Below are 24,068 nucleotides of genomic sequence, written 5' to 3'. Positions count from 1 at the left end.
AGCGGGAGATCAGCCCCGGCCGTGGCGGAGTGCGGGGTGCTCGCCCGCCGCCACCAGGTCGGCGACCGCCGTCCTGGGGTCGCGGCCGGTGACCAGGGACTCGCCGACCAGGACGGCGTCGGCGCCGGCGTTGGCGTACGCGATGAGGTCGTGCGGGCCGCGGATGCCGGACTCGGCGATCTTGACGATGTGGCCGGGGATCTCGGGGGCGACCCGCTCGAAGGTGGAGCGGTCGACCTTCAGGGTCTTCAGGTCGCGCGCGTTGACGCCGATCACCTTCGCGCCGGCGTCGACCGCGCGCTCGACCTCGTCCTCGTCGTGGACCTCGACGAGCGGGGTGAGACCGATGGAGACCGCGCGCTCGATCAGCGACTCCAGGGCCGGCTGGTCGAGGGCGGCGACGATCAGCAGGGCGAGGTCGGCGCCGTACGCGCGGGCCTCCCACAGCTGGTACGAGGTGACGATGAAGTCCTTGCGCAGCACGGGGATGTCCACGCGGGCGCGGACCGCCTCGAGGTCGGCGAGGGACCCGCCGAAGCGGCGCTGTTCGGTGAGGACGGAGATGACGGCGGCGCCGCCCGCCTCGTAGTCGGCGGCCAGGCCGGCCGGGTCGGCGATCGCGGCCAGGGCGCCCTTGGAGGGGCTGGACCGCTTGACCTCGCAGATCACCTTGACGCCGTCGCCGCGCAGGGCGGCCACGCCGTCCTTGGCCGCGGGAGCCTTCGCCGCGCGCTCCTTGAGCTCGTCGAGGCTGACGCGCGCCTGCCGCTCCGCGAGGTCGGCACGGACTCCGTCGATGATCTCGTCGAGCACACTCACGCGAGCGGCCCCCTTCCCGAGGTTGGCAGTCGGCTGAGTGTTTCCAGCGACCGGCGGAACAAGATGGTCACTGCGATGGTATCCGGAGGAAGCCGAAGGCCTCACATCCGGTGGACGGCGGTCCCACCACCTGGACGTCCGCGGGCCCGGTTCAGGGATGGAGCCAGCCGCCGAACGGCAGGTTGCGGAGCACCGTGAAGCCCAGCAGCAACGCGCCCAGCGTCCACAGCCGTACGGGTGAGAGGTCGATCCGCAGGGGCCGTCCGCGGGCCGCGCGGACCACCCAGACGGTCCACAGCACGGCGAAGACCGGATAGCCGACGACGGCCATCGCGTTGGCGTGCAGGGCGGTGAGGAGGTCGCCGTGCACGACGGCGTACGCGCTGCGCAGTCCGCCGCAGCCGGGGCAGTACAGGCCCGTGACGCGCAGCAGGGGGCAGACCGGGTAGTGGCCGGGTTCGTTGGGGTCGACGGTCCCGACGTAGGCGAAGGCGCCGACGACGGCCGTGAGGATCCCGGCGGGCACGGCGAGCCGTCCCGCGACCGTTGTCGTCACCCGCTGGCTGTCGGCGTTCACGCCTCGCATTGTGCCCCGCGGGGGTGCCCGGCGCGCGTGAGGGGCGGCCGGTGTGGCACCGGCCGCCCCTCACGCACTGTCTCGCGGAAGGTCCGCTCAGCCCTCGGCGCTGACCGGCTCGCGGGTCACGGCGGCCGCCGCGACCTTCGGCGTCCGGTGGGTGTCGCGCGGCTGGCCCAGGCCGGCCATGCGCATGGCGCCGCCGACGACACCGCCCGCGGCCACGATCACCATGCCGGCCCAGAAGCCCAGGGGCTGGGCCATCACCATGAACGCGCCCGCGACGCAGAAACCGATGAAGGCGATGGTGACACCGGTCCAGGCGGCCGGGGTGTGTCCGTGGCTGCTGCCCGCCATTGCTTGCTCCTCATTGCTGTCTGTGGGGTACGAGCCGTCACGCGCGGTGCGTTTCGTACCTGTCCTGGCCGGACGTTCGTCGTCCATTGTCCCGTACGCGCGCGCCCACGGGACGCGGGGGTGGTCTCCGGTGGCGTCTGATTCACCACATCGAGAGGCGCGCGCGAGCCGTGCGCGAACGGCGCGCGACCCTGTGCTCACACCGGGTCGGCGCCCGTGGGGTCCTCGCCGCGGTCCAGGGCCTTCCAGATCTCCTCGGGCCGGTCCGGGTCGGCCGGCCGCGCCGCGCGCCGCGGGCGGGGGGTGCCGTCGCGTTCGTAGCGGCCGGACATGGCGGGCCAGCCGCTGCCGTAGCGCAGGGCGAGCAGGCCGGCCAGCAGGATCAGGGCGCCGCCGGCGACCGCGGCGTACGGCCACGCGGTGTGGCTGAAGGCGGCGACGGTGGCCGAGGTGTCGCCGGAGGCCTTGGCGGCCTGCTCGTCGAGCGCGGACGTGTCGCCGGCGCCGAGCAGGGCGGCGACGGCGATACCGGCGCCCGACAGGGCGAGCACGGCGGAGACGGCGAGGCGGCCGGCCCGGCGCACGGCGAAGACGGCGACGAGCGCGGCGAGTCCCACTATGGCGAGTGCCGCGGGGACGCCGGTGACGTCACTGCCCTGGGCGGTGAGGGGGAACGCGCCGCCGGCCACCGTCGCCATGCCCTCCGACCAGCGCTGTCTGGTGGACAGCAGGGCCACGGCCGCGCCCAGCGCGCCGCACAGCAGCGCGAGGGCGAGGCTCCGGCGGCCGGACCGGGTGGGGGCGGCGGCTTCGGAACGGGGGTGAGGTACAGCAGTCACGTAGTCCACTATCGCCTGAACCCCGGGCGAACCGGCACCCGGGGCTCACGTGAGACGCGCCCTATTTCCCCAGCCGGTTCGCCGTATGGACGGCGCGCAGCACCGCGGCGGCCTTGTTGCGGCACTCCTGGTCCTCGGCGACCGGGTCGGAGTCGGCGACGACGCCCGCGCCGGCCTGGACGTAGGCGGTGCCGTCGCGCAGCAGGGCCGTACGGATGGCGATGGCGGTGTCGGAGTCGCCCGCGAAGTCGAGGTAGCCGACGCAGCCGCCGTACAGGCCGCGGCGGGACGGTTCCAGTTCGTCGATGATCTGCATGGCCCGGGGCTTGGGGGCGCCGGAGAGGGTGCCGGCCGGGAAGCAGGCGGTGAGGACGTCGAAGGCGGTGCGGCCGGGCGCGACCTTGCCGGTGACCGTCGAGACGATGTGCATCACGTGGGAGTACCGCTCGATGGACATGAAGTCGACGACCTCGACGGAACCCGGTTCGCAGACCCGCCCCAGGTCGTTGCGGCCGAGGTCGACGAGCATGAGGTGCTCGGCGCGCTCCTTGGGGTCGGCGAGCAGTTCGTCGGCGAGGGCCTGGTCCTCCTGCGGGGTGGCGCCGCGGTGCCGGGTGCCGGCGATGGGGTGGACCATGGCCCGGCCGTCCTCGACCTTGACCAGGGCCTCGGGGGAGGAACCGACGACGTCGAACGCCTCTCCGTCCCCGTGGGGGAACCGGAACAGGTACATGTACGGCGAGGGGTTGGTGGCCCGCAGCACCCGGTAGACGTCCAGGGCGCTCGCCGTGCACGGCGTCTCGAAGCGCTGCGAGGGGACGACCTGGAAGGCCTCGCCCGCGCGGATGCGCTCCTTGATGTCCTCGACGGCCACCTGGTACTCCCGGCCGCCCCACAGCGCGGTGTACTCGGGCAGTTCGGAGGGCGGCAGGACGGCGGGCGGCTGGGCGACCGGGCGGGAGAGGTCGGCCTCCATGGCGTCCAGCCGGGCCATGGCGTCCGTGTAGGCCTCGTCGACCCCGGTGTCGAGGTCGTTGTGGTTGATCGCGTTGGCGATCAGCAGGACGGAGCCCTCCCAGTGGTCCATGACGGCGAGGTCGCTGGTCAGGAGCATGGTCAGCTCGGGCAGCCGCAGGTCGTCCCGCTCGCCGGGGCCGATCTTCTCCAGACGGCGGACGATGTCGTAGCCGAGGTAGCCGACCATGCCGCCGGTGAAGGGCGGCATGCCCTCCTGGTGGGGGGTGTGCAGGGCCTCGATGGTGGCGCGCAGGGCGGCCAGCGGGTCGCCGTCGACGGGGACGCCGACGGGCGGGGCGCCGAGCCAGTGGGCCTGGCCGTCGCGTGCGGTGAGGGTGGCGGCGGAGCGGACGCCGACGAAGGAGTACCGGGACCACGAGCGGCCGTTCTCCGCGGACTCCAGGAGGAAGGTGCCGGGCCGCTCGGCGGCGAGCTTGCGGTAGAGCGCGACCGGGGTGTCGCCGTCGGCGAGCAGCTTGCGGGTGACCGGGATGACCCGGCGGTCGGTGGCCAGCTTGCGGAACGTCTCGAGGTCCATGGCGGCTGACCTTACTGATCCGTGGCGGGTACGCCGGAATCGGCGTTCTCGATCAGGACATCGGCGTCGAAGCAGGTACGGGCTCCGGTGTGGCAGGCGGCACCGACCTGGTCGACCTTGACCAGCAGGGTGTCGGCGTCGCAGTCGAGGGCGACGGACCTGACCCACTGGAAGTGGCCGGAGGTGTCGCCCTTGACCCAGTACTCCTGGCGGCTGCGCGACCAGTACGTGCAGCGGCCGGTGGTGAGCGTGCGGTGCAGCGCCTCGTCGTCCATCCAGCCGAGCATGAGCACCTCACCGGTGTCGTACTGCTGGGCGATGGCGGGGACGAGCCCGTCGGCGCTGCGCTTGAGCCGCGCGGCGATCTCCGGGTCCAGGCTGCTGGGAGGGGGCGTGCTGGTCATGGGGCCATTGTGCCGCGCGCCACGGACAGTGACGGCCCGGTGTCCACTGGGTGGAAAGGGCCGGGCGGGTGAGGGGGTGGGCCGGGCGACGGGTGGGCGGACCGGTTACTCGGTCGTAGGCTGACTTCATGTCGACTTTCGCCAAGCGTGAACGACTCCTGCTCGCCGACCTCTTGGAGACCGCCGGTCCGGAGGCGCCGACCCTGTGCTCCGGATGGGTGACGCGGGACCTGGCAGCGCACGTGGTGGTGCGCGAGCGCCGTCCGGACGCCGCCGGGGGCATTCTGCTCAAGCAGCTCGCCTCCCGGCTCGACCGGGTGATGGAGGAGTTCGCCGCCAAGCCGTACGAGGAACTGATCCAGCTGATCCGGACCGGCCCGCCGCGGTTCTCGCCGTTCGCGCTGAAGCAGGTCGAGGAGATGTCGAACACCATCGAGTTCTACGTCCACACGGAGGACGTGCGCCGGGCGCAGCGCGACTGGTCGCCGCGCGAGCTGGACCCGGTGTTCCAGGACGCCCTGTGGAGCCGGCTGGAGCGCAGTGCCCGGCTGATGGGCCGCTCCGCCCCGACCGGTCTGGTGCTGCGTCGCGCGGACGGCCGTACGGTCGTCGCCAACCGGGACACACCGGTGGTGACGGTGACCGGTGAGGCGTCGGAGCTGGTGCTGTTCCTCTACGGCCGGCAGAGCGCCGCCCAGGTGGAGCTGGACGGCGACGCGGAAGCCATCGAGAAGCTGCACGACGGCAAGCAGCTCGGGATCTGAGGGGTCCCGGGCGTCAGCGGGGCAGTTCGGCGCGGCGCAGGGCGGGGACGCCGAGGGCGACGACTCCGCCGAGCCCGCAGACGACGGCGCTGACCACGAAGACCGGGCCGGTGCCCCAGGCGCCGATCGCGGCGGCGGACAGCGGCATGCTGAGCGGGGTGAGACCCAGGCTGACCAGGCCGGACACCGCCGTGACACGGCCCAGGCGGGCCGGGTCGGACTGGGTCTGGAGCAGCGCCCCGCACATCGCGCCGCTGAGCCCGGCGAGCAGACCGATCAGCAGGGCCGTGCCGACCGCGAAGACGATCGTCGGCATGTACGCGAGGGCGCCGATCGCGACCGACCCGGCGAGGATCGCCCAGCCGGCGACCCGCCCGGCGTGCGGGAGCCGGCCGCGGACGGTCAGCAGCAGGGAGGCGACGCCCGCGCCGACCCCGAACCCGGCGAGCACCCAGCCCATCCCGGCGGCGCCCCAGCCGCGTTCGTCGGCGAGCAGGGTCAGGCCCACGTTCAGCGGTCCGACGAAGCCGAGGTCGCCGAGGGCGATGGCGCACATCAGCGGGGCGAGCACCCGGTGGCGGCGGATGTAGCGCAGCCCGTCCATCAGGTCGGCCCGGGCGGTCGTCCCCCGGCTGCCGGGGGTGTCGTCCGGCGGCAGTTCCCGCACCCGCACGCCGACCAGCAGCGGCAGCGACAGGGCGATGAGCAGCCCGGCGACGGCGAAGGCGGCTTCCGCGCCGCCGACCGCGACCGCGAGTCCGCCGAGCGGGCCGCCGACGACGCTCGCGAACCGGATCCCGAGGCCGCGCATGCCCTGGACGCGGGCGAGCTGGCCCCGGCTCGTGAGCCGTGCGGGGAGGGCGCCCACGGCCGGCATGAACACGGCGTCCACGGCGCCGAAGACCATGGCGAGCAGGGCCAGCGGCCACAGACCGGGACGGGTGAGGAACAGCAGCGCCGCCACCGCGGCCACGGCCGCGCAGCGCACCGCGTCGCTGCCGATGACGACCCGGCGGGGCCCGAACCGGTCGGCCACGACTCCCCCGCCGAGCATCAGCAGGGCGCGGGGGACGGCGCTGGCCGCCATGACGAGGCCGGCCTGGGAGGGGGTGCCCGATTGGACGGCCGCCCAGGACAGGGCGATGTAGTAGACGCTGTCGCCGACCATCGAGGAGGTGTAGGCGGCGAGCCAGCGCAGGACGTTGGGGTCGCGGTGGGCGGGCCTCGCCTCGGCGGGGGCCTCGGCCAGGAGGGTGGCGGTCACGGGAGGCGGTCCTCTCAGACGCGGAACGGGAAGGCGTACTGGTGCAGCGCGACGTTCTCGCGCCCCTCGGTGCCGCCGTCGGCTTCGGCGGCCCGGCCCTGCTCGTCGTACCTCTTGATCACGTCGTGCAGTTCCTGCTTCAGCGCGGCCAGTTCCGCCGCCGTCAGGCGCAGCAGCGACTCGGAGTCGTGCGCGGCCTCGTTCCACTCGCGGCCCCAGTGCGGGCGCTCGTCGAGGTAGGTGCGGTACATCTCGGAGCGCTGCTCCTGGAAGAGGCGGGAGGCCGCCAGGTGGGCGGCCACCTTCTCGGGGGCGTCGTGGAAGTCCTCGTCCCGGACGCTGACCCCTTCCGAGGCCGGTCGCCACCAGCGCTCCCGGGCGTCGGCGCTGCCCGGTTCCGCCTCCTCCACGAGGCCGTGCTCGGCGAGTTTGCGCAGGTGGTAGCTGACCAGGGAGACGGCCTCGTCGACCTGTTCGGCGAGCTGCGAGGCGGTCGCGGAACCGGCCACGAACAGCAGGCGGTAGAGCTTCATTCGCAGGGGGTGGGCGAGCGCCTTGAGCGTCCCCAGGTCGGTGATGCGGCGGTTCTCCTTGCTTGCCATGCCTCCACCGTAGATACGAAAGAAAAATTGCACAACATATTTTGCGCAACTTTCCTTTCGTATCTCGCCACGAAGAAGCCCCGGCCACCCGGTGGCCGGGGCTCACGTCAACGCTTCAGGGCGTCAGCGGACCGGATGCCCCGATTCCCGCAGCGCCTGCTTCACTTCCCCGATCCGCAGGTCGCCGAAGTGGAACACCGACGCGGCCAGCACCGCGTCCGCGCCCGCCCCGACCGCCGGGGCGAAGTCGGCGAGCCGGCCGGCGCCGCCCGAGGCGATCACCGGTACCGTCACATGCCTGCGGACGGCGGCGATCATCTCCAGGTCGTAGCCGTCCTTGGTGCCGTCCGCGTCCATCGAGTTCAGCAGGATCTCGCCGGCGCCCAGCTCGGCCGCCCGGTGCGCCCACTCGACCGCGTCGATCCCGGTGCCCTTGCGGCCGCCGTGCGTGGTCACCTCGAAGGAGCCGGACTCCGTCCGCCGGGCGTCCACCGACAGCACCAGCACCTGGCTGCCGAACCGCTCGGCGATCTCCTTGATCAGCTCCGGCCGGGCGATCGCCGCCGTGTTGACGCCCACCTTGTCGGCGCCGGCCCGCAGCAGCTTGTCCACGTCCTGCGGGGTCCGCACGCCGCCGCCCACGGTCAGCGGGATGAACACCTGCTCGGCGGTGCGGCGCACCACGTCGTAGGTGGTCTCGCGGTTGCCCGACGAGGCGGTGATGTCCAGGAACGTCAGTTCGTCGGCGCCCTCGGCGTCGTACACCTTGGCCATCTCGACGGGGTCGCCCGCGTCGCGCAGGTTCTGGAAGTTGACGCCCTTGACGACCCGGCCGTTGTCCACGTCCAGGCAGGGGATGACTCGGACCGCCAGGGTCATGAATCCACGGCTCCTCTGTATGCCTCTAGCTCTACTTCGACCAGGATGCGCGGGTCGACGAAACCCTCCACGACCAGCAGGGTCGAGACCGGGCGCACGGAGTCGAAGATCTCCTTGTGGGCGCGGCCCGCCTCGTCGACGTCCCGCGAATGCGTCAGGTACATCCGGGTCCTGATCACGGACCCGACATCGAGCCCGAACGCGCCGATCGCCTCGACGGCGCTGGTGAAGGCCACCATGGCCTGTTCGTAGGGGTCGCCCTCCCCGTAGAGCACGCTGTCCTTGAAGGACGTGGTGCCCGCCACCAGCACACGGTCGCCCGCCGCGACGGCGCGTGCGAACCCGAAACTCTCCTCCCAGGGACTTCCGCTCTGCACCCGCCGTACGGCATCGGTCATGACGACACTGCCTCCAGTGCTTCTTCCAGCGTGAACGCCTTGGCGTACAGCGCCTTCCCGACGATGGCGCCCTCGACACCGAGGGGTACCAGCCCGGAGAGCGCGCGGAGGTCGTCCAGGGACGACACGCCACCGGACGCCACGACCGGGCGATCGGTGGCCGCGCACACGTTCCTCAGCAGCTCCAGGTTCGGGCCCTGGAGGGTGCCGTCCTTGGCGATGTCGGTGACCACGTAGCGCGTGCAGCCCTCCTGGTCGAGGCGCGCCAGCGTCTCGTAGAGGTCGCCGCCGTCGCGGGTCCAGCCGCGGCCGCGCAGGGTCGTGCCCCGGACGTCCAGGCCGACCGCGATCTTGTCGCCGTGCTCGGCGATGACCTTGGCGACCCACTCCGGGGTCTCCAGGGCGGCCGTGCCGAGGTTCACCCGGGTGCAGCCGGTGGCAAGGGCGGCGGCCAGGGTGGCGTCGTCACGGATGCCGCCGGACAGCTCGACCTTGATGTCCATCGCCCGGGTGACCTCGGCGACCAGCGCCCGGTTGTCGCCGGTGCCGAACGCGGCGTCGAGGTCCACCAGGTGCAGCCATTCGGCGCCCGAACGCTGCCAGGCGAGCGCCGCCTCCAGCGGGGAGCCGTACGAGGTCTCCGTGCCGGACTCGCCGTGCACGAGGCGAACGGCCTGGCCGTCGCGGACGTCGACGGCGGGGAGGAGTTCGAGCTTGCTCACAGGGTTCCGATCCAGTTGGTGAGGAGCTGGGCTCCGGCGTCGCCGGACTTCTCGGGGTGGAACTGGGTGGCCCACAGGGCGCCGTTCTCCACGGCGGCCACGAACGGCTTGCCGTGCGTCGACCAGGTCACCACGGGGGGCTTCATGGCCGGGTTGAACACCTCGAGAGACCAGTCGTGGACGGCGTAGGAGTGCACGAAGTAGAAGCGCGCGTCCGTGTCGAGCCCGGCGAACAGCTCGGAGCCGGCCGGTGCGTCCACGGTGTTCCAGCCCATGTGGGGCACGATCTCGGCCTGGAGCGGCTCGACCGTGCCGGGCCACTCGTCGAGGCCCTCGGACTCCACGCCGTGCTCGATGCCCCGCGCGAACAGGATCTGCATACCGACGCAGATGCCCATCACCGGGCGGCCGCCGGACAGCCGGCGGTCGATGATCCAGTCGCCGCGGGCCGCGCGCAGCCCCTGCATGCAGGCGGCGAACGCACCGACCCCGGGCACCAGCAGCCCGTCGGCGTTCATGGCCGCGTCGTAGTCACGGGTGATCTCGACGTCGGCCCCGGTGCGGGCGAGGGCGCGCTCGGCGGAGCGGACGTTGCCGAAGCCGTAGTCGAAGACGACGACCTTCTTGGGCGCGCTCAACTCCACACCCCCAGCCGCATGACACCGGCGACGAGACACATCCCGGCGCCGATCGACAGCAGCACGACCAGGCTCCTGGGCATGTCCTGCTTGACGAAGGAGTAGATGCCGCCGGCCAGGAAGAGGCCGACGACGATCAGGATCGTGGACAGCCCGTTCACAGCGCGCCCTTCGTGGAGGGGAGGATTCCGGCGGCGCGCGGGTCGCGCTCGGAGGCGTAGCGCAGGGCCCTGGCGAGCGCCTTGAACTGGCACTCCACGATGTGGTGCGCGTTGCGCCCGTAGGGCACGTGCACGTGCAGCGCGATCTGCGCCTGGGCGACGAAGGACTCCAGGATGTGCCGGGTCATCGTGGTGTCGTACTCGCCGATCATCGGCGCCATCTTCTCGGGCTCGGTGTGCACGAGGTACGGACGTCCGCTCAGGTCCACCGTCACCTGGGCGAGGGACTCGTCCAGCGGGACGGTGCAGTTGCCGAAGCGGTAGATGCCGACCTTGTCGCCGAGGGCCTGCTTGAAGGCGGCGCCCAGGGCGAGGGCGGTGTCCTCGATGGTGTGGTGCGAGTCGATGTGCAGGTCGCCGTCGGTCTTCACGGTCAGGTCGAACAGACCGTGCCGACCGAGCTGGTCGAGCATGTGGTCGTAGAAGCCGACGCCTGTCGACACATCGACCTTGCCGGTGCCGTCGAGGTTGATCTCGACCAGGACGGACGTCTCCTTGGTGGTGCGCTCGACTCTGCCGACGCGACCTTCGCGAGTCATGAACTCTGCTCCTTCGGGGGTGTGGGGGTGCCCCCCACGAAACACTTCAACTCACGGACCGCGTCGAGGAACGCGTCGTTCTCTTCGGGCGTGCCGGCGGTGACCCGCAGCCATCCCGGCACACCGTTGTCCCGGACCAGGACGCCCCGGTCGAGGATGTGCTGCCAGACCTCGTGCGAGTCCGCGAACCGGCCGAACTGCACGAAGTTGGCGTCGGACGCCGTGACCTCGTACCCGATCGCCAGCAGTTCGCCCACCAGCCGGTCCCGCTCCGACTTCAGCTGCTCCACGTACTTCAGCAGCGTGTCGGTGTGCTCCAGCGCGGCCAGCGCGGTCGCCTGGGTGACGGCCGACAGGTGGTAGGGCAGCCGTACGAGCTGTACGGCGTCCACCACCGCCGGGTGCGCGGCGAGGTAGCCGAGGCGCAGGCCGGCCGCGCCGAAGGCCTTCGACATCGTCCGGGAGACGACGAGATTCGGCCGACCTTCGAGCAGCGGCAGCAGCGAGTCGCCGTGGCTGAACTCGATGTACGCCTCGTCGACGACCACCATCGACGGCTTGGCGGCCTGCGCGGCCTCGTACAGCGCGAGGACCGTCTCGGCCGGGACCGCGGTGCCGGTGGGGTTGTTGGGGGTGGTGATGAAGACGACGTCCGGGCGGTGCTCGGCGACGGCCTTCTCGGCGGCCGGGAGGTCGATGGTGAAGTCCTCGCCGCGCGGGCCGGAGATCCAGCCGGTCCCGGTGCCGCGCGCGATGAGCCCGTGCATCGAGTACGACGGCTCGAAGCCGATCGCGGTGCGGCCGGGCCCGCCGAAGGTCTGGAGCAGCTGCTGGATGACCTCGTTGGAGCCGTTGGCGGCCCACACATTGGCCGTGCCGACCTCGTACCCGGAGGTGTCCGTCAGGTACTTCGCGAGCCGGGTGCGCAGCTCCACGGCGTCGCGGTCGGGGTACCGGTTGAGGTTCCGGGCCGCCTCGCGCACCCGCTCCGCGATCCGCTCGACCAGCGCTTCGGGCAGCGGGTAGGGATTCTCGTTGGTGTTCAGCCGTACGGGGACGTCCAGCTGCGGCGCGCCGTAGGGGGACTTGCCGCGCAGCTCCTCCCGTACGGGAAGATCGTCGATTCCGAGGTTCACTTGCTCGCCGGTACCTTCCAGTCGAACCGCGCCTTGATCGCCGCGCCGTGCGCGGGCAGGTCCTCCGCCTCCGCCAGCGTCACCACGTGGTGCGCGACCTCGGCCAGCGCGTCCTTCGTGTAGTCGACGACGTGGATGCCGCGCAGGAAGGACTGGACGGACAGGCCGGAGGAGTGGCAGGCGCAGCCGCCGGTGGGCAGCACGTGGTTGGACCCGGCCGCGTAGTCGCCGAGGGAGACGGGTGCCCAGGGGCCGACGAAGATCGCGCCGGCGTTGCGCACCCGGTCGGCGACCGCCGCGGCGTCGGCCGTCTGGATCTCCAGGTGCTCGGCGCCGTACGCGTCGACCACCCGCAGCCCCTCCTCGACGCCGTCGACGAGGACGATCGCGGACTGCCGGCCGCCGAGGGCCGGGACGATCCGGTCCTCGATGTGCCGGGTGGCCGCGATCTGCGGCTCCAGCTCCTTCTCGACCGCGTCCGCCAGCGCGACGGAGTCGGTGACCAGCACGGCCGCCGCGAGCGGGTCGTGCTCGGCCTGGCTGATCAGGTCGGCGGCGACGTGCGCCGGGTCGGCCGTGTCGTCGGCCAGGACCGCGATCTCGGTCGGGCCGGCCTCGGCGTCGATGCCGATCCGGCCGGTGAAGTAGCGCTTGGCGGCGGCGACCCAGATGTTGCCGGGGCCGGTGACCATGTTGGCGGGGGCGCAGGACTCGGTGCCGTAGGCGAACATCGCGACGGCGGTGGCGCCGCCCGCGGCGTACACCTCGTCGACGCCCAGCAGCGCGCAGGCGGCGAGGATCGTCGGGTGCGGCAGGCCGCCGAAGTCGGCCTGGGCCGGGGAGGCGAGCGCGATGGACTCGACGCTGGCCTCCTGCGCGGGCACGACGTTCATGATCACGGAGGACGGGTAGACCGAGCGGCCGCCGGGCGCGTACAGCCCGACCCGGTCGACCGGAACCCACTTCTCGGTCACGCTGCCGCCGGGCACGACCTGGGTCGTGCGGGTCGTACGGCGCTGGGCACGGTGGACGAGGCGGGTGCGGCGGATCGACTCCTCCAGGGCCGCGCGCACGGCCGGGTCGAGTTCCTCCAGAGCGCGGGCGAGGGCCTCGGCGGGCACCCGCACCCGGTCCAGCTTGACCCCGTCGAACCTCTCCGCGAAGTCGATCAGCGCCGCGTCGCCCCGATGATGCACGGCCTCGCAGATCGGACGCACCTTCTCCAGGGCGGCCGAGACGTCGAAGTCGGCTCGGGGCAGCAGGTCGCGCAGGGCGGGTCCCTCGGGGAGAGCGTCGCCGCGCAGATCGATTCGGGAGATCACGCCGTCAATTCTCTCAGACCGGGATCGGGCACCGTCCGCGCGTATCAATGGCTGATACAGAACGTGGCCGGAACCCGGAAGATCGCCTTCACGTCCAGCGTTCGGGGCGTCACCCAGCGGGCATGGACGTCTGTGCGAGCACGGTGGCGACGGAGGGCGACGGAGGGGGTGGAAGGGGTGAACGAGCGGGCAGGGGCGGGCGCCGGGGACCTGCCGGACGACCTGACGGCCGCCGAGGCGGGCATGTGGCAGGCCTTCCGCAACGGCAGTGTGTACGACCTGAGCAGCGGCGACACGGTCGTCGACGATCCGCACGGCGGGCATCCGTGGGGCCCCGAACGCACCGTGCGGGCCCGGATCGTCGCCTGGCTGCTGCTGGACGGACCGCCCGCGCTGGCGGGCCGGGTGGCCTCGCTGAAGCTGGTCGGCGTGCGGATCAGCGGCTCCCTCGACCTCGCCGGCGGCACCGTGGTGCCGTACCTGGAGCTGAAGCGCTGCCGGTTCGAGCGGGACGTGCTGCTGCCGGAGGCGCGGTTCACCACCGTGCGGATGGTGGACTGCTCGGTTCCGCGCCTGGAGGCGGCCCGGCTGCACACCGAGGGCGATCTGCACCTGCCGCGCTGCCGCTTCCACAACGGCGTCCGGCTCACCGACGCGCACATCGGCACGGACCTGCTGCTCAACCAGGCGATCGTGTACCGCGACCGCACCGGCCGCTCGATCGCCGCCGACGGGATGACGGTCGGCCAGGACCTCCAGGCCGAGCTGCTCGAGTCGCACGGCGAGCTGAGTCTGCGCAGCGCCAAGATCGGCGTGTCGCTGAGTCTGCGCGGCGCCCGGCTGGCCAACCCGTACACCCGGCTCGCGCTGAACGCGCCCCAGCTGACCGTGGAGCGCTCGCTGTACCTGACCCCGGCGGGGATCGGCGGGCAGGCGCTGAGCGGGGCGACTCCCGCGCGCGGGACCCGCATCCAGCGGTTCGAGTGCCGGGGCGGGCTGCGCCTGGACGACGGGCGGTTCGGGGACGCGGTCGACCTGGAGCGGGCCCGGTTCGTCCTCACCGACGACCAGGAGCTGTCGCTGCGCCGGGTGCAGACGCCCGAGCTGCGCTTCCTCGGGGAGCGGCCGCCGCGCGGCAAGGTGGTGCTGTCGGGCGCCCGGGTGGTCAATCTGGTGGACCGGGCGAGCGCCTGGCCGGGGCCGGGCAATCTGCACATGGGCGGGTTCGCCTACGAGAACCTGGTGCCGCAGGGCCCGTTCCCGCTGGCCGAGCGGCTGCGCTGGGTGGCCGCCGCGACCGCCGAGTACGCCCCGGAGCCGTACGAGCGCCTGGCGGCCGTGCTGCGGACCGGCGGGGAGGACGAGGACGCCCGCGAGGTGCTGCTCGCCAAGCAGCGCCGGCGCCGCGAGACGCTCCCGCCGGCCGCGAAGTTCTGGGGGTACGCGCAGGACTGGATGGTGGCCTACGGGTACCGGCCGGGCCGGGCGGCGGTGTGGATGGCGGTGCTGTGGGCGGCGGGCTCCCTGGCCTTCGCGCACGCCGCGCACCCGCCGGTGAACCGGGACGGGCACCCGCCGTGGAACCCGACCCTGTTCGCCCTCGACCTGCTGCTGCCCGTGATCGACCTGGGCCAGGTCGGCCAGTGGCGGTTCAGCGGCGGCTGGCAGTGGCTGTCCACGGTGCTGATCCTGCTCGGCTGGATCCTGGCGACGACGGTGGCGACGGGGGCCACGCGGACGCTGCGGCGGAACTGACCGAGGGACCCGGGCCCGACCGGCCGAGGGGCTCGGGCCCGCGGGTGCACCCACGGTTGCGGGTGCGCCCACAGTTGTTGAAGAAACCTCACCTTTTTACCGGTCCTTGACCTTCCGCCGTACAACTTTCCGCGTGTTCCCTCCGCCCTCTGGCGCAACCCCCACCTGCGGCTTTCAATGGGCGGCACCATGGCTCTGCTGCCCCCGTTCATCCGTGCCTCCCGGTTCTCCCCGACGGCCCGGACCGCCGCCGCCCCCCACCGCGCCGTCGACGGGCTCCCCGCCGACGACGAGGTACTCCTCGACGTGCCCGACGACCTGCTCGGTCCCGCGCTGGTCGCGGCCGCGCGGGACCAGTACGAGCCGGCCGCCCGGCTGCTGGCCCGCACCCGGGAACGGGCCGAGTGGGAGTACCACGACCGGTACGTGACCCGCCTCGCCTCCTTCGCCCGCTCCCGCCCGGAGTGGCTCGCAACGTGGCGCGCCGCCGCGCCCCGCGACCCGGACGTCCTGCTGCTCACCGCCCAGCTCGCGGTGGACCGGGCCTGGGAGTCGCCGGCCCGCGCCGAGCTGCTGCGCGAGGTGAGCCCGCTGATCACCGCGGCCGCGCAGAGCGACGTCCGCGACCCGGTGCCGTGGCGGATCGCCCTGGACCACGCGCGCGGCACCCGTGCCGGGCACAAGTACTTCGGTGAGCTGTGGGAGGCGGCCGTCCGGCGCGCCCCGCACCACTACGGCTGCCATGTGGCCGCCAAGCGCTATCTGGCCGAGTCGTGGCACGGCTCCCACCGCGAGTGCTTCGACTTCGCCGACCGGGCCGCGCAGGACGCCCCGGCCGGCTCCCTCGTGCAGGCCCTGCCGGTCCGGGCGGCCTTCGCCTATCTGACCGACGGCTGCGGCCCCGACGTGCCCCGCACCCGCCTGGACGCGGCCGCCGACCGCGCGATCGCGCTCTCCGCCCGCTTCCCCTCGGTCGACCCCTGGCCGGCCGAGATCCGCAACCTGCTGACGTACGTCCTGGTCCGTCTCGGCCGCCGCGACGACGCCCTCGTCCAGCTGCGCCTGATCGGCCCGTACGCCACGTCGTTCCCCTGGAGCCGGCTGTCGGACGACCCGCTGGGCCACTTCCTGGCGGTGCGCGAGGAGGTGCGCTCGGGCCGCCGGACGCCGTCCGGGCAGCCCCCGCGCCATCCACGGAGCGAGCACGGCGACCGAGCGCACTCCGACGACCACTAGGCTTCTACGCCGTGACCACCGTCCGTCTGCCACTCTTCCCCCTGAACACCGTTCTGTTCCCGGGGCTGGTGCTTCCGCTGAACGTCTTCGAGGAGCGCTATCGCGCCATGATGCGCGAGCTGCTGAAGACCCCCGAGGACGAACCGCGCCGCTTCGTCGTCGTGGCCATCCGCGACGGCCACGAGGTGGCGCCCGTCGCCCCCGGCATGCCGGACGGGACGGCGCCGCCCCAGCACGGCCCCGCGGCCGGCTTCGGCGACGACCCGCTCAAGGCGTTCCACGGCACCGCCTGCGTGGCCGACGCGGCGACCGTCCGGGAACGCGCCGACGGCACCTTCGAGGTGCTGGCGACCGGTACGACCCGCGTCCGGCTGCTGTCCGTGGACGCCTCCGGCCCGTTCCTGACGGCGGAGCTCGAGGAGCTTCAGGAACAGCCCGGCGACGAGGCGGGTGCCCTCGCGGAGGGGGTCCTGCGGGCCTTCCGCCAGTACCAGAAGCGGCTGGCGGGCGCCCGCGAGCGCTCCCTGGCGACGGGGGCCGACCTCCCGGACGACCCCTCGGTGGTGTCGTACCTGGTGGCCGCCGCGATGATGCTCGACACACCCACCAAGCAGCGACTGCTCCAGGCCCCCGACACGGCCTCCCGGCTCAAGGACGAACTGAATCTCCTGCGCGCGGAGACGGCGATCCTCCGTAATCTGCCCTCGCTGCCCGCGGCGGAGCTGACCCGCGGGCCGACCAGTCTCAACTGAGCCCGCACCGACGTCACCGAGAAGGCCCGTATGGCGAAGAAGTCCAAGAAGCAGCAGTCCGGCGGCACCCCCGCGACGGTGACCCTGACCGCCGCGGGCGTGGACTTCACGGTCCACTCCTACGACCACGACCCGGGCCACCCGTCCTACGGCGAGGAGGCGGCCGAGGCGATGGGCGTCTCCCCCGACCGGGTCTTCAAGACCCTGGTCGCGGACGTCGACGGCACCCTGACGGTGGCGGTGGTCCCGGTGGCCGGCTCCCTGGACCTGAAGGCCCTGGCGTCGGCGGTGGGCGGCAAGCGCGCCGCCATGGCCGACCCCGCCCTCGCCGAACGCACCACCGGTTACGTCCGCGGCGGCATCTCCCCGCTGGGCCAGCGCAAGCGGCTCGCGACCGTCCTGGACGACTCGGCGACGACCCACCCCACGATCTGCGTCTCGGCCGGCCGCAGGGGCCTGGAGGTGGAACTCTCCCCCACGGACCTGGCAGCCCTCACGGGGGCGGTCCTGGCCCCGATCGGCCGTGGCTGACGCGTCTTTCGGCGCGGCGGGGTGAGCACCCCTTACGTGAGCGGCGCCCCGTACGAGTCCTTCGGCACCGGCCCCTGCTGATACGGATCGGGATCCCGCGGCCCGAACAGCGCGGTCAGCCCCAGATGCACCAGCAGCGCGGCCAGCGACCACGCCAGCAGCGCCCCCTTCGCACCGAGCTTCAGCGGCGCCGAGAAGGTGACACCCTTGCCCACCGAGCGCGCCTGCGCGATCACGTCCGAGCCGGGCCCGAGCCACATGCCGAGCCGCCAGGCCAGCAGCGAGCCGAGCAGCCCGCCGACGGTCAGCGCCACCACCAGCGGCACGCCCCCGCGCCGCCGCCACACGAACACCGCGGCCGCGGTCACCGCGCCGAAGGCCAACGCCAGCAGCGTGAACGTCCCGTCCACCCCGACGGCCTGCTCGCCCTCGGTGTCCTTGAGGTAGACCACCCAGCCGCCGTTCACCACGTCACCGACGAGCGGCACCTTCGGCGCCAGCCACTGCCAGAGCACCCCGAGCAGCGCGCCGGACAGCGCGACGGCCACGGTGATCACGGCCGCTTCCCGCAGTTCGGTCTTCATCCCGGGCCCGTCCTGTCCGTACGAGGCGACATGGGGCACGGCGTCCACGCCCGCGTACCCGCCAGGCGGCGGCCAGGCGTGCTGCGGGGAGGGTTCGTGCGGCGGCGGGGGTGGAGTCAGCGGTGCGGTCACCCTGACATCGTGCCAGGCGTACCCGTGCGACGCGTCACCGGACGGCGGCCCGCCGGTACGCCCAGGTGGCGACGGCCAGCGAGACGACGCCGACGCCCGCGCAGACCGCGAGGTCACCGAGGACGTAGGCCCAGTCGGGGTTCGGTCCGAAGGTCCGCGCGAACGCCTCGACGCCGTACGTCGACGGCAGCAGGTCCCGGGAGAACCGCACCGCCTCCGGCATCCGGTCCGGCGGCAGCACACCCAGCAGCAGCGCCGCCGACATGCCGAGCTGCCCGAGCACGGTGGCCAGCTCCGGCCGGGGCGCGAGCAGCCCGAAGGCCGCCCCGAGCCCGGACAGCGCGGCGCCCGCCAGCGGGATCACGGCCGCGAGCACCCACAGGTGGGTCAGCGGCAGCCCGAACAGCACACACCCGAAGACCGCGGTCACCAGCGTCCCCGGCACGGTGAAGGAGGCGTACGCCCCGGCCGCGCCCAGCACGACGGCGGCGGGCGGCACCGGCAGCGTCGCGTAGTGGTCCAGCCCTCCGCTGGCCCGCAGCTGCCCGAAGTACTGCGCGAGCAGGTTCAGCGCGACGAAGGCGACGACCAGCACCGCCGACCCGGCCACCACGGCCTCCGCCTCGCGGCCGCCGTCCACGACGCCCCGCATCATGATCAGGATGCCGACCGACTGGAAGGTCGCCACGAACAGCAGCGGGATCCGCGCCACTCGCGCCCGGGACAGCTGCGCGCGGTACACGGCCACCAGCGACGGCCACAGCCGTGCGCGGGGCGCCAGCTCGGCGGCGGCCCGCACGGGCCGTGCGACGGCCCGGGCACTGCCCGGCAGAACCTCGGCGGGTACGACACTCACGTGGCGCTGCTCCTCTTCCCTACGGCTCTCATGCCATCCCATACGGAGACGAAGACCCTCGCGCTCACGCCCGCACCAGCCCCTGTCCCGCCCCGCCCAGCGCCAGGTAGACGTCCTCCAGGCTCGGTGTGGCCAGGGTGAAGTCGTCGAGGGCGGCGAAGGCCGCGCCTCCGGTGACGGTGGCGACGATCGCGCGGGCCTCGTCGGGGGCCAGCCGCAGCGTCCAGCGGCGCCCCGACTCCACGGCCCGCTCGCGCAGCACGGCGACCTCGGGCACGTCCAGCGGTGCCCGCTCCCGCCACACCAGCTCGACCCGCACCTCGCCGGCCACCTGCTCCTTGAGCCCGGCGGGCGTGTCGCAGGCGATGACCCGGCCCTGGTCGAGGACCGCGACCCGGTCGAGGACGGTCTCGGCCTCGATGACGTTGTGGGTGACGAGCAGGACGGTCGTGCCGCGCTCCGCCCGCCGGCGGTCCACGGCGCTCCACACGGCGCGCCGCGCCACCGGGTCCATCCCGGTCGTCGGCTCGTCCAGCACCAGCAGCGGCCGCTCGCCGACCAGCACGGTCGCGAAGCACGCCAGCCGCCGCTGTCCGCCGGACAGCTTGCGCAGCGGGCGTCCGGCGAGCGGGGTGAGGCCCAGCTCGTCGAGGACGGCGTCCCGCTCCTGGCGCGCCCGGCGGACGTCGAGGCCGCGCAGCCGTCCGGTGGTCTCGGCGGCGAGGGAGACGGTGAGTTCGTCGAGGGCGCTGGACTCCTGCCCGAGGTAGGCGAGGATCCGGGCGGCCCGCTCGGGGTGGCGCACGATGTCGTGCCCGAGGATCTCGACGCTGCCCGTGTCGGGCCGCATCAGCCCGGTCAGCTGGCGGACGAGGGTGGACTTGCCGGCCCCGTTCGGTCCGAGCAGCCCGAAGATCTCACCGCGCCCGATGTCCAGCCGTACGTCGTCGGTGGCCCGTACCTCGGGGGTCGCGGGGGTGCCCCGGCGGCCGCGGACCGCCGGATAGGTCTTGGTCAGCCCGCGCACGGCACACACGACCTCGTCCGTGTGCCGGATTGCCGATGCCGCGCGCGTACTCACAAGGGACGAGCCTACGGGGTCGGGGAGGTCCGCTCGCCGTCGGGTCGGCCCGCGCGCCGGGTTTCAGTCCGCGGGGGACGCGTGCTCGGCGGCGGTCCGTACGTCGATCTCCCGCCAGAAGCCCGCCCGGATGGCGTAGCGGTCGTGCTCGTCGATCTGGTCGTCCTTGTGGGCGAGCAGTCCGAAGCGGGCGGCGTAGCGCAGCAGCTCGCCGTCGATGCGGTGCGGGATGCGCGGGTACATGCCCGACAGCTTCTGGAAGTGGCCCTGGTCGCCGAGGCGCTCCATCCAGCGCCGGGCGAACACCTGCCCCACCTCGTAGGGGTCGCCGCCGACGGTGGTGATGTCCTCCTCGCGGTCGGCCCAGCGCTGCTCGGCCGTGGTGAGCTGGGCCAGCGTCGGCATCGAGGAGACCTCGGGCGGTTCGGTGACGGTGCCGGGGCGGTCGACCCAGCCCTTGTCGGAGGACCAGCGCAGGGTCGCGCTGGCCGGATGCCGGTCCGGGTGGGCGCCGGGCGCGCGCAGGGCGGCCAGGTCCTTCGGGGTCGGTACGCCCTTGGATGCGGGGATACGCTCCGGAGCGCCGTTCTCGGAGCCGGGCGCCGCGCCGGTGTGCTCGCCCTCCTCGGGCGCCCGGTCGGCCGCCGCGGCGAGGCCGGTGTCGGGCAGTGGCGCGGAGAGGATCGCGGCGATCTCGGGCCGGGGCACGGGCGGCGGCGCGCACACGCCGCCGAGTTCCTTCGCGCGGACGGCCTTGGTGATCCAGGTGCGGTCCAGGACCCGGCGTTCGTCGGCCTCGGCGACGAGGTCCTCGGACTGGTTGTAGTCGCCGTCGGCGGCCTGGACGGCCCACAGGTGGACGGCGACGCCGTGCTCCTTGGCGGCCATCATGCCGGGCAGCAGATCGCCGTCGCCGGTGACGAGGACGACGTCGGAGCAGGCGCGGTTGCGGGCCAGCTCGGTCAGCTCGGCGTGCATGGCGGCGTCCACGCCCTTCTGCGCCCAGCGGCCGTCGCTGCGGGTCAGGGCGCCCAGGCGGACGGTGACCCGGGGCATCACGCGCAGCCTGCGGTGCTCGGGCTGGGGGACGCGGTCGGGGGCGCCGTCGAACCAGTAGATGCGCAGCAGCGGCCGCTCGGTGTCGGACTCGGCCTGTTCGCGCAGCCCCTGGACGAGGGCGGCGTGGTCGACGGTGATCCGGGATCGCGAGGGTTCTCCGGCGAGGAGACTCGCGGCGGCCCCCAGCAGATACCCGGCGTCCACCAGGACGATGCAGCGGTCCACACGACTCACCCTCTTCCCGGGAGGTTTGCTTCGGGCTTCCTTCGAGTCTGCCCGACCGCGCGGAGGTTAACGGCCGGAACTCGATCTTCGGCGTGGCGTTTCGATCCGACGCGCTGCGACAACCCCTGTCACGGACGGTAATTATCCGAAATGCGCCTTGAGTCAGGGTATGTGAATCTGGTCGCGGCCCTGGCCCCTACATCCCCCACAGGAGGCAGATCACCGTGGCCAAGAACAAGAAGCAGGATCGCAAACAGCCGCAGTCCGAGCGTGGTCAGCAGCAGGCCCAGCAGTCCTCGATGCAGGAACAGGCCGAGCAGCGCATCTCCCAGGTGACACCTGCGGACGTCGCCCGCAAGGGCCGGCAGAAGCGCTTCGGACACAACTGACATCTGCGTGACGGGCTGTTGCAGCCCGGACACACCGAGGGGCGCGTCCGGTTCCGGACGCGCCCCTCGTGGTCGTTTCGGCCTCAGCCCGCCAGGCAGGACGGGCCGAGCAGCACCTTCAGATCACCGAACAGCGCCGGGTCGGGCTTGACCCGGTGCCGGTCCAGGCGCAGCACGGTCGTCCTGGTCGGGCCCTGGAGCTTGATCCGGACCTCGCTGTCGCCCTTGTGGTGGGTGAGGATCTCGTTGAGGCGGCTGACCATCGGCGGGGTGACCCGGGTGGCCGGGATGGTGAGGATCACGGGTGCGTTGGTGCCCGCGTTCGACAGGTCCGGGACCTGGAGCTCCATCGCGACGAGCCGCGGCACGTCCTCCCGCTTGTCCAGACGGCCCTTGACGAAGACGACGGCGTCCTCGACGAGTTGGGTCGAGACGAGCTGGTAGGTCGCCGGGAAGAACATGCACTCGATGGAACCCGCGAGGTCCTCGACCGTGGCGATCGCCCAGGCGTTGCCCTGCTTGGTCATCTTGCGCTGGAGACCGGAGATGATGCCGCCGATGGTGACGACCGCGCCGTCCGCGTGCTCACCTCCGGTGAGCTGGGCGATGCCCGCGTCCGCCTTGTCCGACAGCACGTGCTCCAGGCCGAAGAGCGGGTGGTCGGAGACGTACAGACCGAGCATCTCGCGCTCCTGCGCGAGCAGATAGGTCTTGTCCCACTCGTCGTCGGTGAAGACGACGTCGAGTCCGAAGCCGGGCTCGCTCGTCTCCTCCTCGCCCATGCCGCCGAAGAGGTCGAACTGGCCCTCGGCCTCCTTGCGCTTGACCGCCACCACGTTGTCGATCATCGGCTCGAACTGCGCGGTGAGGCCCTTGCGGGTGTGCCCCAGGGTGTCGAACGCGCCCGCCTTGATCAGCGACTCCGTGGTGCGCTTGTTGCACGCGACCGCCTCGACCTTGTCGAGGTAGTCGGGGAAGGAGCCGTACTTGCCCTTGGCCTTGCGGCTCCTGATGATCGACTCGACCACGTTCGTGCCGACGTTGCGCACGGCTTCGAGGCCGAAGAGGATCACGTCGTCGCCCTGCGCGGCGAAGTTGTGCACCGACTCGTTGACGTTCGGCGGGAGCACCTTGATGCCCATGCGCCGGCACTCGTTGAGGTAGACGGCCGACTTGTCCTTGTCGTCCTTGACCGAGGTGAGCAGCCCGGCCATGTACTCGGCGGGGTGGTTCGCCTTCAGGTAGGCGGTCCAGTACGAGACCAGGCCGTACGCGGCGGAGTGCGCCTTGTTGAAGGCGTAGCCGGCGAACGGGACCAGCACGTCCCACAGGGCCTGGATCGCCTCGTCGCTGTAGCCGTTCTTCTTCGCGCCGGCCTGGAAGATGGTGAAGTTCTTCGCCAGCTCGTCGGGCTTCTTCTTGCCCATCACGCGGCGCAGGATGTCGGCCTCGCCGAGCGAGTACCCGGCGATGATCTGGGCGGCCTTCTGCACCTGCTCCTGGTAGACGATCAGGCCGTAGGTGACGGCCAGGACCTCTTCCAGGGGCTCCTCCAGCTCCTTGTGGATCGGGGTGATCTCCTGGAGCTTGTTCTTGCGGAGCGCGTAGTTGGTGTGCGAGTCCATGCCCATCGGGCCCGGACGGTAGAGCGCGGAGACGGCGGAGATGTCCTCGAAGTTGTCGGGCTTCATCAGGCGCAGCAGCGAACGCATGGGGCCGCCGTCGAACTGGAAGACGCCGAGGGTCTCACCGCGCTGGAGCAGTTCGAAGGTCGTCGGGTCGTCGAGCGGCAGGGCCAGCAGGTCGAGATCGATGCCCTTGTTGGACTTCACCATCTTGACGGCGTCGTCCATGATCGTCAGGTTGCGCAGGCCGAGGAAGTCCATCTTCAGCAGGCCGAGCGACTCGCACTGCGGGTAGTCCCACTGCGTGATGGTCACGCCGTCGGTGTGCCGCACCCAGATGGGGGCGTGGTCGACGATGGGCTCGCTGGACATGATCACGCCGGCCGCGTGCACGCCCATCTGCCGGACCAGGCCCTCGACGCCCTTGGCGGTGTCGATGACCTTCTTGACGTCCGGCTCGTTCTCGTACATCGAGCGGATCTCGCCCGCCTCGCTGTAGCGCGGGTGCGAGGGGTCGGTGATGCCGTTGAGGTCGATGCCCTTGCCCAGGACGTCGGCGGGCATGGCCTTGGTGAGGCGGTCGCCCATCGCGTACGGGTAGCCCAGCACGCGCGCGGAGTCCTTGATGGCGTTCTTCGCCTTGATCTTGCCGTAGGTGCCGATCATGGCGACCTTGTCGGCGCCGTACTTCTCCGTCACGTAGCGGATCACCTCGACGCGCCTGCGCTCGTCGAAGTCGATGTCGACATCCGGCATGGAGACGCGCTCGGGGTTGAGGAACCGCTCGAAGATCAGGCCGTGCGGGAT

General features: G+C 72.4%; 27 protein-coding genes. 6 read left to right on the top strand and 21 right to left on the bottom strand.

The window, feature by feature from the left end:
* Window positions 1-9: 9 nt before the first annotated feature.
* The 6 genes from trpC to hisI all read right to left on the bottom strand — a co-directional run bounded on the left by trpC (window position 10) and on the right by hisI (window position 4,551).
* Window positions 10-819 (bottom strand): indole-3-glycerol phosphate synthase TrpC, encoded by an 810-nt coding sequence (trpC, locus tag IE275_RS34865; protein WP_189716647.1) that lies wholly within the window; start codon window positions 817-819, stop codon window positions 10-12.
* A 151-nt stretch (window positions 820-970) separates the two neighbouring features.
* Window positions 971-1,405, bottom strand: a complete 435-nt coding sequence (locus tag IE275_RS34860; RefSeq protein WP_189716646.1) for a DUF2752 domain-containing protein — start codon at window positions 1,403-1,405, stop codon at window positions 971-973.
* Window positions 1,406-1,492: 87 nt separating this feature from the next.
* Window positions 1,493-1,753, bottom strand: a complete 261-nt coding sequence (locus tag IE275_RS34855; protein ID WP_189716645.1) for an HGxxPAAW family protein — start codon at window positions 1,751-1,753, stop codon at window positions 1,493-1,495.
* Window positions 1,754-1,950: 197 nt separating this feature from the next.
* On the bottom strand, window positions 1,951-2,601 hold the full coding sequence (locus tag IE275_RS34850) for a TIGR02234 family membrane protein (RefSeq protein WP_189716644.1): 651 nt from the start codon (window positions 2,599-2,601) through the stop codon (window positions 1,951-1,953).
* 52 nt (window positions 2,602-2,653) lie between these two features.
* Entirely contained in the window at window positions 2,654-4,147 is a 1,494-nt protein-coding gene (locus IE275_RS34845; RefSeq protein WP_189716643.1) for an anthranilate synthase component I, read from the bottom strand.
* 11 nt (window positions 4,148-4,158) lie between these two features.
* Window positions 4,159-4,551, bottom strand: coding sequence for a phosphoribosyl-AMP cyclohydrolase (gene hisI, locus IE275_RS34840; RefSeq protein ID WP_189716642.1), 393 nt, complete (start codon window positions 4,549-4,551; stop codon window positions 4,159-4,161).
* Between the two features lie 128 nt (window positions 4,552-4,679).
* Between hisI and IE275_RS34835 the strand changes: the two genes are divergently transcribed.
* Entirely contained in the window at window positions 4,680-5,315 is a 636-nt protein-coding gene (locus IE275_RS34835) for a TIGR03085 family metal-binding protein (protein WP_189716641.1), read from the top strand.
* 13 nt (window positions 5,316-5,328) lie between these two features.
* Here the strand turns inward: IE275_RS34835 and IE275_RS34830 are convergent, their stop codons facing one another.
* From IE275_RS34830 to hisD, 10 genes are all read right to left on the bottom strand, one after another.
* Window positions 5,329-6,579: an MFS transporter gene (locus tag IE275_RS34830; protein ID WP_189716640.1), complete on the bottom strand. Its 1,251-nt coding sequence runs from the start codon at window positions 6,577-6,579 to the stop codon at window positions 5,329-5,331.
* A gap of 14 nt (window positions 6,580-6,593) precedes the next feature.
* Window positions 6,594-7,181, bottom strand: coding sequence for an ArsR/SmtB family transcription factor (locus tag IE275_RS34825; RefSeq protein WP_189716639.1), 588 nt, complete (start codon window positions 7,179-7,181; stop codon window positions 6,594-6,596).
* Between the two features lie 123 nt (window positions 7,182-7,304).
* Complete coding sequence (gene hisF / locus IE275_RS34820; RefSeq protein WP_189716638.1) at window positions 7,305-8,060, bottom strand: imidazole glycerol phosphate synthase subunit HisF; 756 nt, start codon at window positions 8,058-8,060, stop codon at window positions 7,305-7,307.
* A complete protein-coding gene (locus tag IE275_RS34815) occupies window positions 8,057-8,458 on the bottom strand; it encodes a RidA family protein (protein WP_189716637.1) in 402 nt (133 codons plus the stop codon). The genes hisF and IE275_RS34815 overlap by 4 nt, the downstream gene beginning before the upstream one ends.
* Window positions 8,455-9,180, bottom strand: coding sequence for a bifunctional 1-(5-phosphoribosyl)-5-((5-phosphoribosylamino)methylideneamino)imidazole-4-carboxamide isomerase/phosphoribosylanthranilate isomerase PriA (gene priA, locus IE275_RS34810; RefSeq protein WP_189716636.1), 726 nt, complete (start codon window positions 9,178-9,180; stop codon window positions 8,455-8,457). The genes IE275_RS34815 and priA overlap by 4 nt, the downstream gene beginning before the upstream one ends.
* Window positions 9,177-9,824, bottom strand: coding sequence for an imidazole glycerol phosphate synthase subunit HisH (gene hisH / locus IE275_RS34805; protein ID WP_189716635.1), 648 nt, complete (start codon window positions 9,822-9,824; stop codon window positions 9,177-9,179). Before hisH ends, priA begins: the two co-directional genes overlap by 4 nt.
* A complete protein-coding gene (locus IE275_RS34800; RefSeq protein ID WP_189716634.1) occupies window positions 9,815-9,979 on the bottom strand; it encodes a CG2302 family histidine operon protein in 165 nt (54 codons plus the stop codon). Before IE275_RS34800 ends, hisH begins: the two co-directional genes overlap by 10 nt.
* Complete coding sequence (gene hisB / locus IE275_RS34795) at window positions 9,976-10,578, bottom strand: imidazoleglycerol-phosphate dehydratase HisB (RefSeq protein WP_189716633.1); 603 nt, start codon at window positions 10,576-10,578, stop codon at window positions 9,976-9,978. The genes IE275_RS34800 and hisB overlap by 4 nt, the downstream gene beginning before the upstream one ends.
* Window positions 10,575-11,714, bottom strand: coding sequence for a histidinol-phosphate transaminase (locus IE275_RS34790; protein WP_189716632.1), 1,140 nt, complete (start codon window positions 11,712-11,714; stop codon window positions 10,575-10,577). Before IE275_RS34790 ends, hisB begins: the two co-directional genes overlap by 4 nt.
* Window positions 11,711-13,036: a histidinol dehydrogenase gene (gene hisD, locus IE275_RS34785; protein WP_189716631.1), complete on the bottom strand. Its 1,326-nt coding sequence runs from the start codon at window positions 13,034-13,036 to the stop codon at window positions 11,711-11,713. Before hisD ends, IE275_RS34790 begins: the two co-directional genes overlap by 4 nt.
* A gap of 177 nt (window positions 13,037-13,213) precedes the next feature.
* On the opposite strand from hisD, the gene IE275_RS34780 reads away from it, so the two are divergent.
* The 4 genes from IE275_RS34780 (at window position 13,214) to ybaK (ending at window position 17,310) form a co-directional block, all read left to right on the top strand.
* Window positions 13,214-14,791 carry an oxidoreductase gene (locus IE275_RS34780; protein ID WP_189716630.1) on the top strand — a complete coding sequence of 526 codons (1,578 nt, stop codon included), beginning with the start codon at window positions 13,214-13,216 and terminating at the stop codon, window positions 14,789-14,791.
* Between the two features lie 177 nt (window positions 14,792-14,968).
* Window positions 14,969-16,027 carry a hypothetical protein gene (locus IE275_RS34775; protein ID WP_189716629.1) on the top strand — a complete coding sequence of 353 codons (1,059 nt, stop codon included), beginning with the start codon at window positions 14,969-14,971 and terminating at the stop codon, window positions 16,025-16,027.
* Window positions 16,028-16,038: 11 nt separating this feature from the next.
* Window positions 16,039-16,779, top strand: a complete 741-nt coding sequence (locus IE275_RS34770) for an LON peptidase substrate-binding domain-containing protein (protein ID WP_189716628.1) — start codon at window positions 16,039-16,041, stop codon at window positions 16,777-16,779.
* Window positions 16,780-16,809: 30 nt separating this feature from the next.
* Entirely contained in the window at window positions 16,810-17,310 is a 501-nt protein-coding gene (ybaK, locus tag IE275_RS34765; protein ID WP_189716627.1) for a Cys-tRNA(Pro) deacylase, read from the top strand.
* 32 nt (window positions 17,311-17,342) lie between these two features.
* Here ybaK and IE275_RS34760 read toward each other — a convergent pair whose 3' ends face one another.
* The 4 genes from IE275_RS34760 to IE275_RS34745 all read right to left on the bottom strand — a co-directional run bounded on the left by IE275_RS34760 (window position 17,343) and on the right by IE275_RS34745 (window position 21,247).
* Window positions 17,343-18,026, bottom strand: a complete 684-nt coding sequence (locus IE275_RS34760) for an AAA family ATPase (RefSeq protein ID WP_189716626.1) — start codon at window positions 18,024-18,026, stop codon at window positions 17,343-17,345.
* A gap of 34 nt (window positions 18,027-18,060) precedes the next feature.
* Complete coding sequence (locus IE275_RS34755) at window positions 18,061-18,882, bottom strand: ABC transporter permease (RefSeq protein WP_229870906.1); 822 nt, start codon at window positions 18,880-18,882, stop codon at window positions 18,061-18,063.
* A 64-nt stretch (window positions 18,883-18,946) separates the two neighbouring features.
* A complete protein-coding gene (locus tag IE275_RS34750; protein WP_189716624.1) occupies window positions 18,947-19,918 on the bottom strand; it encodes an ABC transporter ATP-binding protein in 972 nt (323 codons plus the stop codon).
* A gap of 108 nt (window positions 19,919-20,026) precedes the next feature.
* Window positions 20,027-21,247 carry an NYN domain-containing protein gene (locus IE275_RS34745; protein WP_189716623.1) on the bottom strand — a complete coding sequence of 407 codons (1,221 nt, stop codon included), beginning with the start codon at window positions 21,245-21,247 and terminating at the stop codon, window positions 20,027-20,029.
* A gap of 224 nt (window positions 21,248-21,471) precedes the next feature.
* Between IE275_RS34745 and IE275_RS34740 the strand changes: the two genes are divergently transcribed.
* Window positions 21,472-21,636, top strand: coding sequence for a hypothetical protein (locus tag IE275_RS34740; protein ID WP_099053949.1), 165 nt, complete (start codon window positions 21,472-21,474; stop codon window positions 21,634-21,636).
* Window positions 21,637-21,719: 83 nt separating this feature from the next.
* On the opposite strand, the gene dnaE is transcribed toward IE275_RS34740, so the two are convergent.
* On the bottom strand, window positions 21,720-24,068 hold a 2,349-nt coding region (gene dnaE / locus IE275_RS34735), incomplete at its 5' end, for a DNA polymerase III subunit alpha (protein WP_189716622.1).

Source organism: Streptomyces phaeofaciens (assembly GCF_014648915.1).
In the GTDB taxonomy this organism is placed as follows: domain Bacteria; phylum Actinomycetota; class Actinomycetes; order Streptomycetales; family Streptomycetaceae; genus Streptomyces; species Streptomyces phaeofaciens.
The sequence above is the reverse complement of the archived record's forward strand: the minus strand, read 5'-3'. Positions and strand labels throughout refer to the sequence as shown.

Excerpts from the sequence above, each read along its gene's own strand:
- IE275_RS34860 (WP_189716646.1), bottom strand. The coding sequence starts at position 1,405 with ATGCGAGGCGTGAACGCCGACAGCCAGCGGGTGACGACAACGGTCGCG.
- IE275_RS34855 (WP_189716645.1), bottom strand. The coding sequence starts at position 1,753 with ATGGCGGGCAGCAGCCACGGACACACCCCGGCCGCCTGGACCGGTGTC.
- IE275_RS34845 (WP_189716643.1), bottom strand. The coding sequence starts at position 4,147 with ATGGACCTCGAGACGTTCCGCAAGCTGGCCACCGACCGCCGGGTCATC.
- hisI (WP_189716642.1), bottom strand. The coding sequence starts at position 4,551 with ATGACCAGCACGCCCCCTCCCAGCAGCCTGGACCCGGAGATCGCCGCG.
- IE275_RS34835 (WP_189716641.1), top strand. The coding sequence starts at position 4,680 with ATGTCGACTTTCGCCAAGCGTGAACGACTCCTGCTCGCCGACCTCTTG.
- IE275_RS34825 (WP_189716639.1), bottom strand. The coding sequence starts at position 7,181 with ATGGCAAGCAAGGAGAACCGCCGCATCACCGACCTGGGGACGCTCAAG.
- hisF (WP_189716638.1), bottom strand. The coding sequence starts at position 8,060 with ATGACCCTGGCGGTCCGAGTCATCCCCTGCCTGGACGTGGACAACGGC.
- IE275_RS34815 (WP_189716637.1), bottom strand. The coding sequence starts at position 8,458 with ATGACCGATGCCGTACGGCGGGTGCAGAGCGGAAGTCCCTGGGAGGAG.
- hisB (WP_189716633.1), bottom strand. The coding sequence starts at position 10,578 with ATGACTCGCGAAGGTCGCGTCGGCAGAGTCGAGCGCACCACCAAGGAG.
- IE275_RS34775 (WP_189716629.1), top strand. The coding sequence starts at position 14,969 with ATGGGCGGCACCATGGCTCTGCTGCCCCCGTTCATCCGTGCCTCCCGG.
- ybaK (WP_189716627.1), top strand. The coding sequence starts at position 16,810 with ATGGCGAAGAAGTCCAAGAAGCAGCAGTCCGGCGGCACCCCCGCGACG.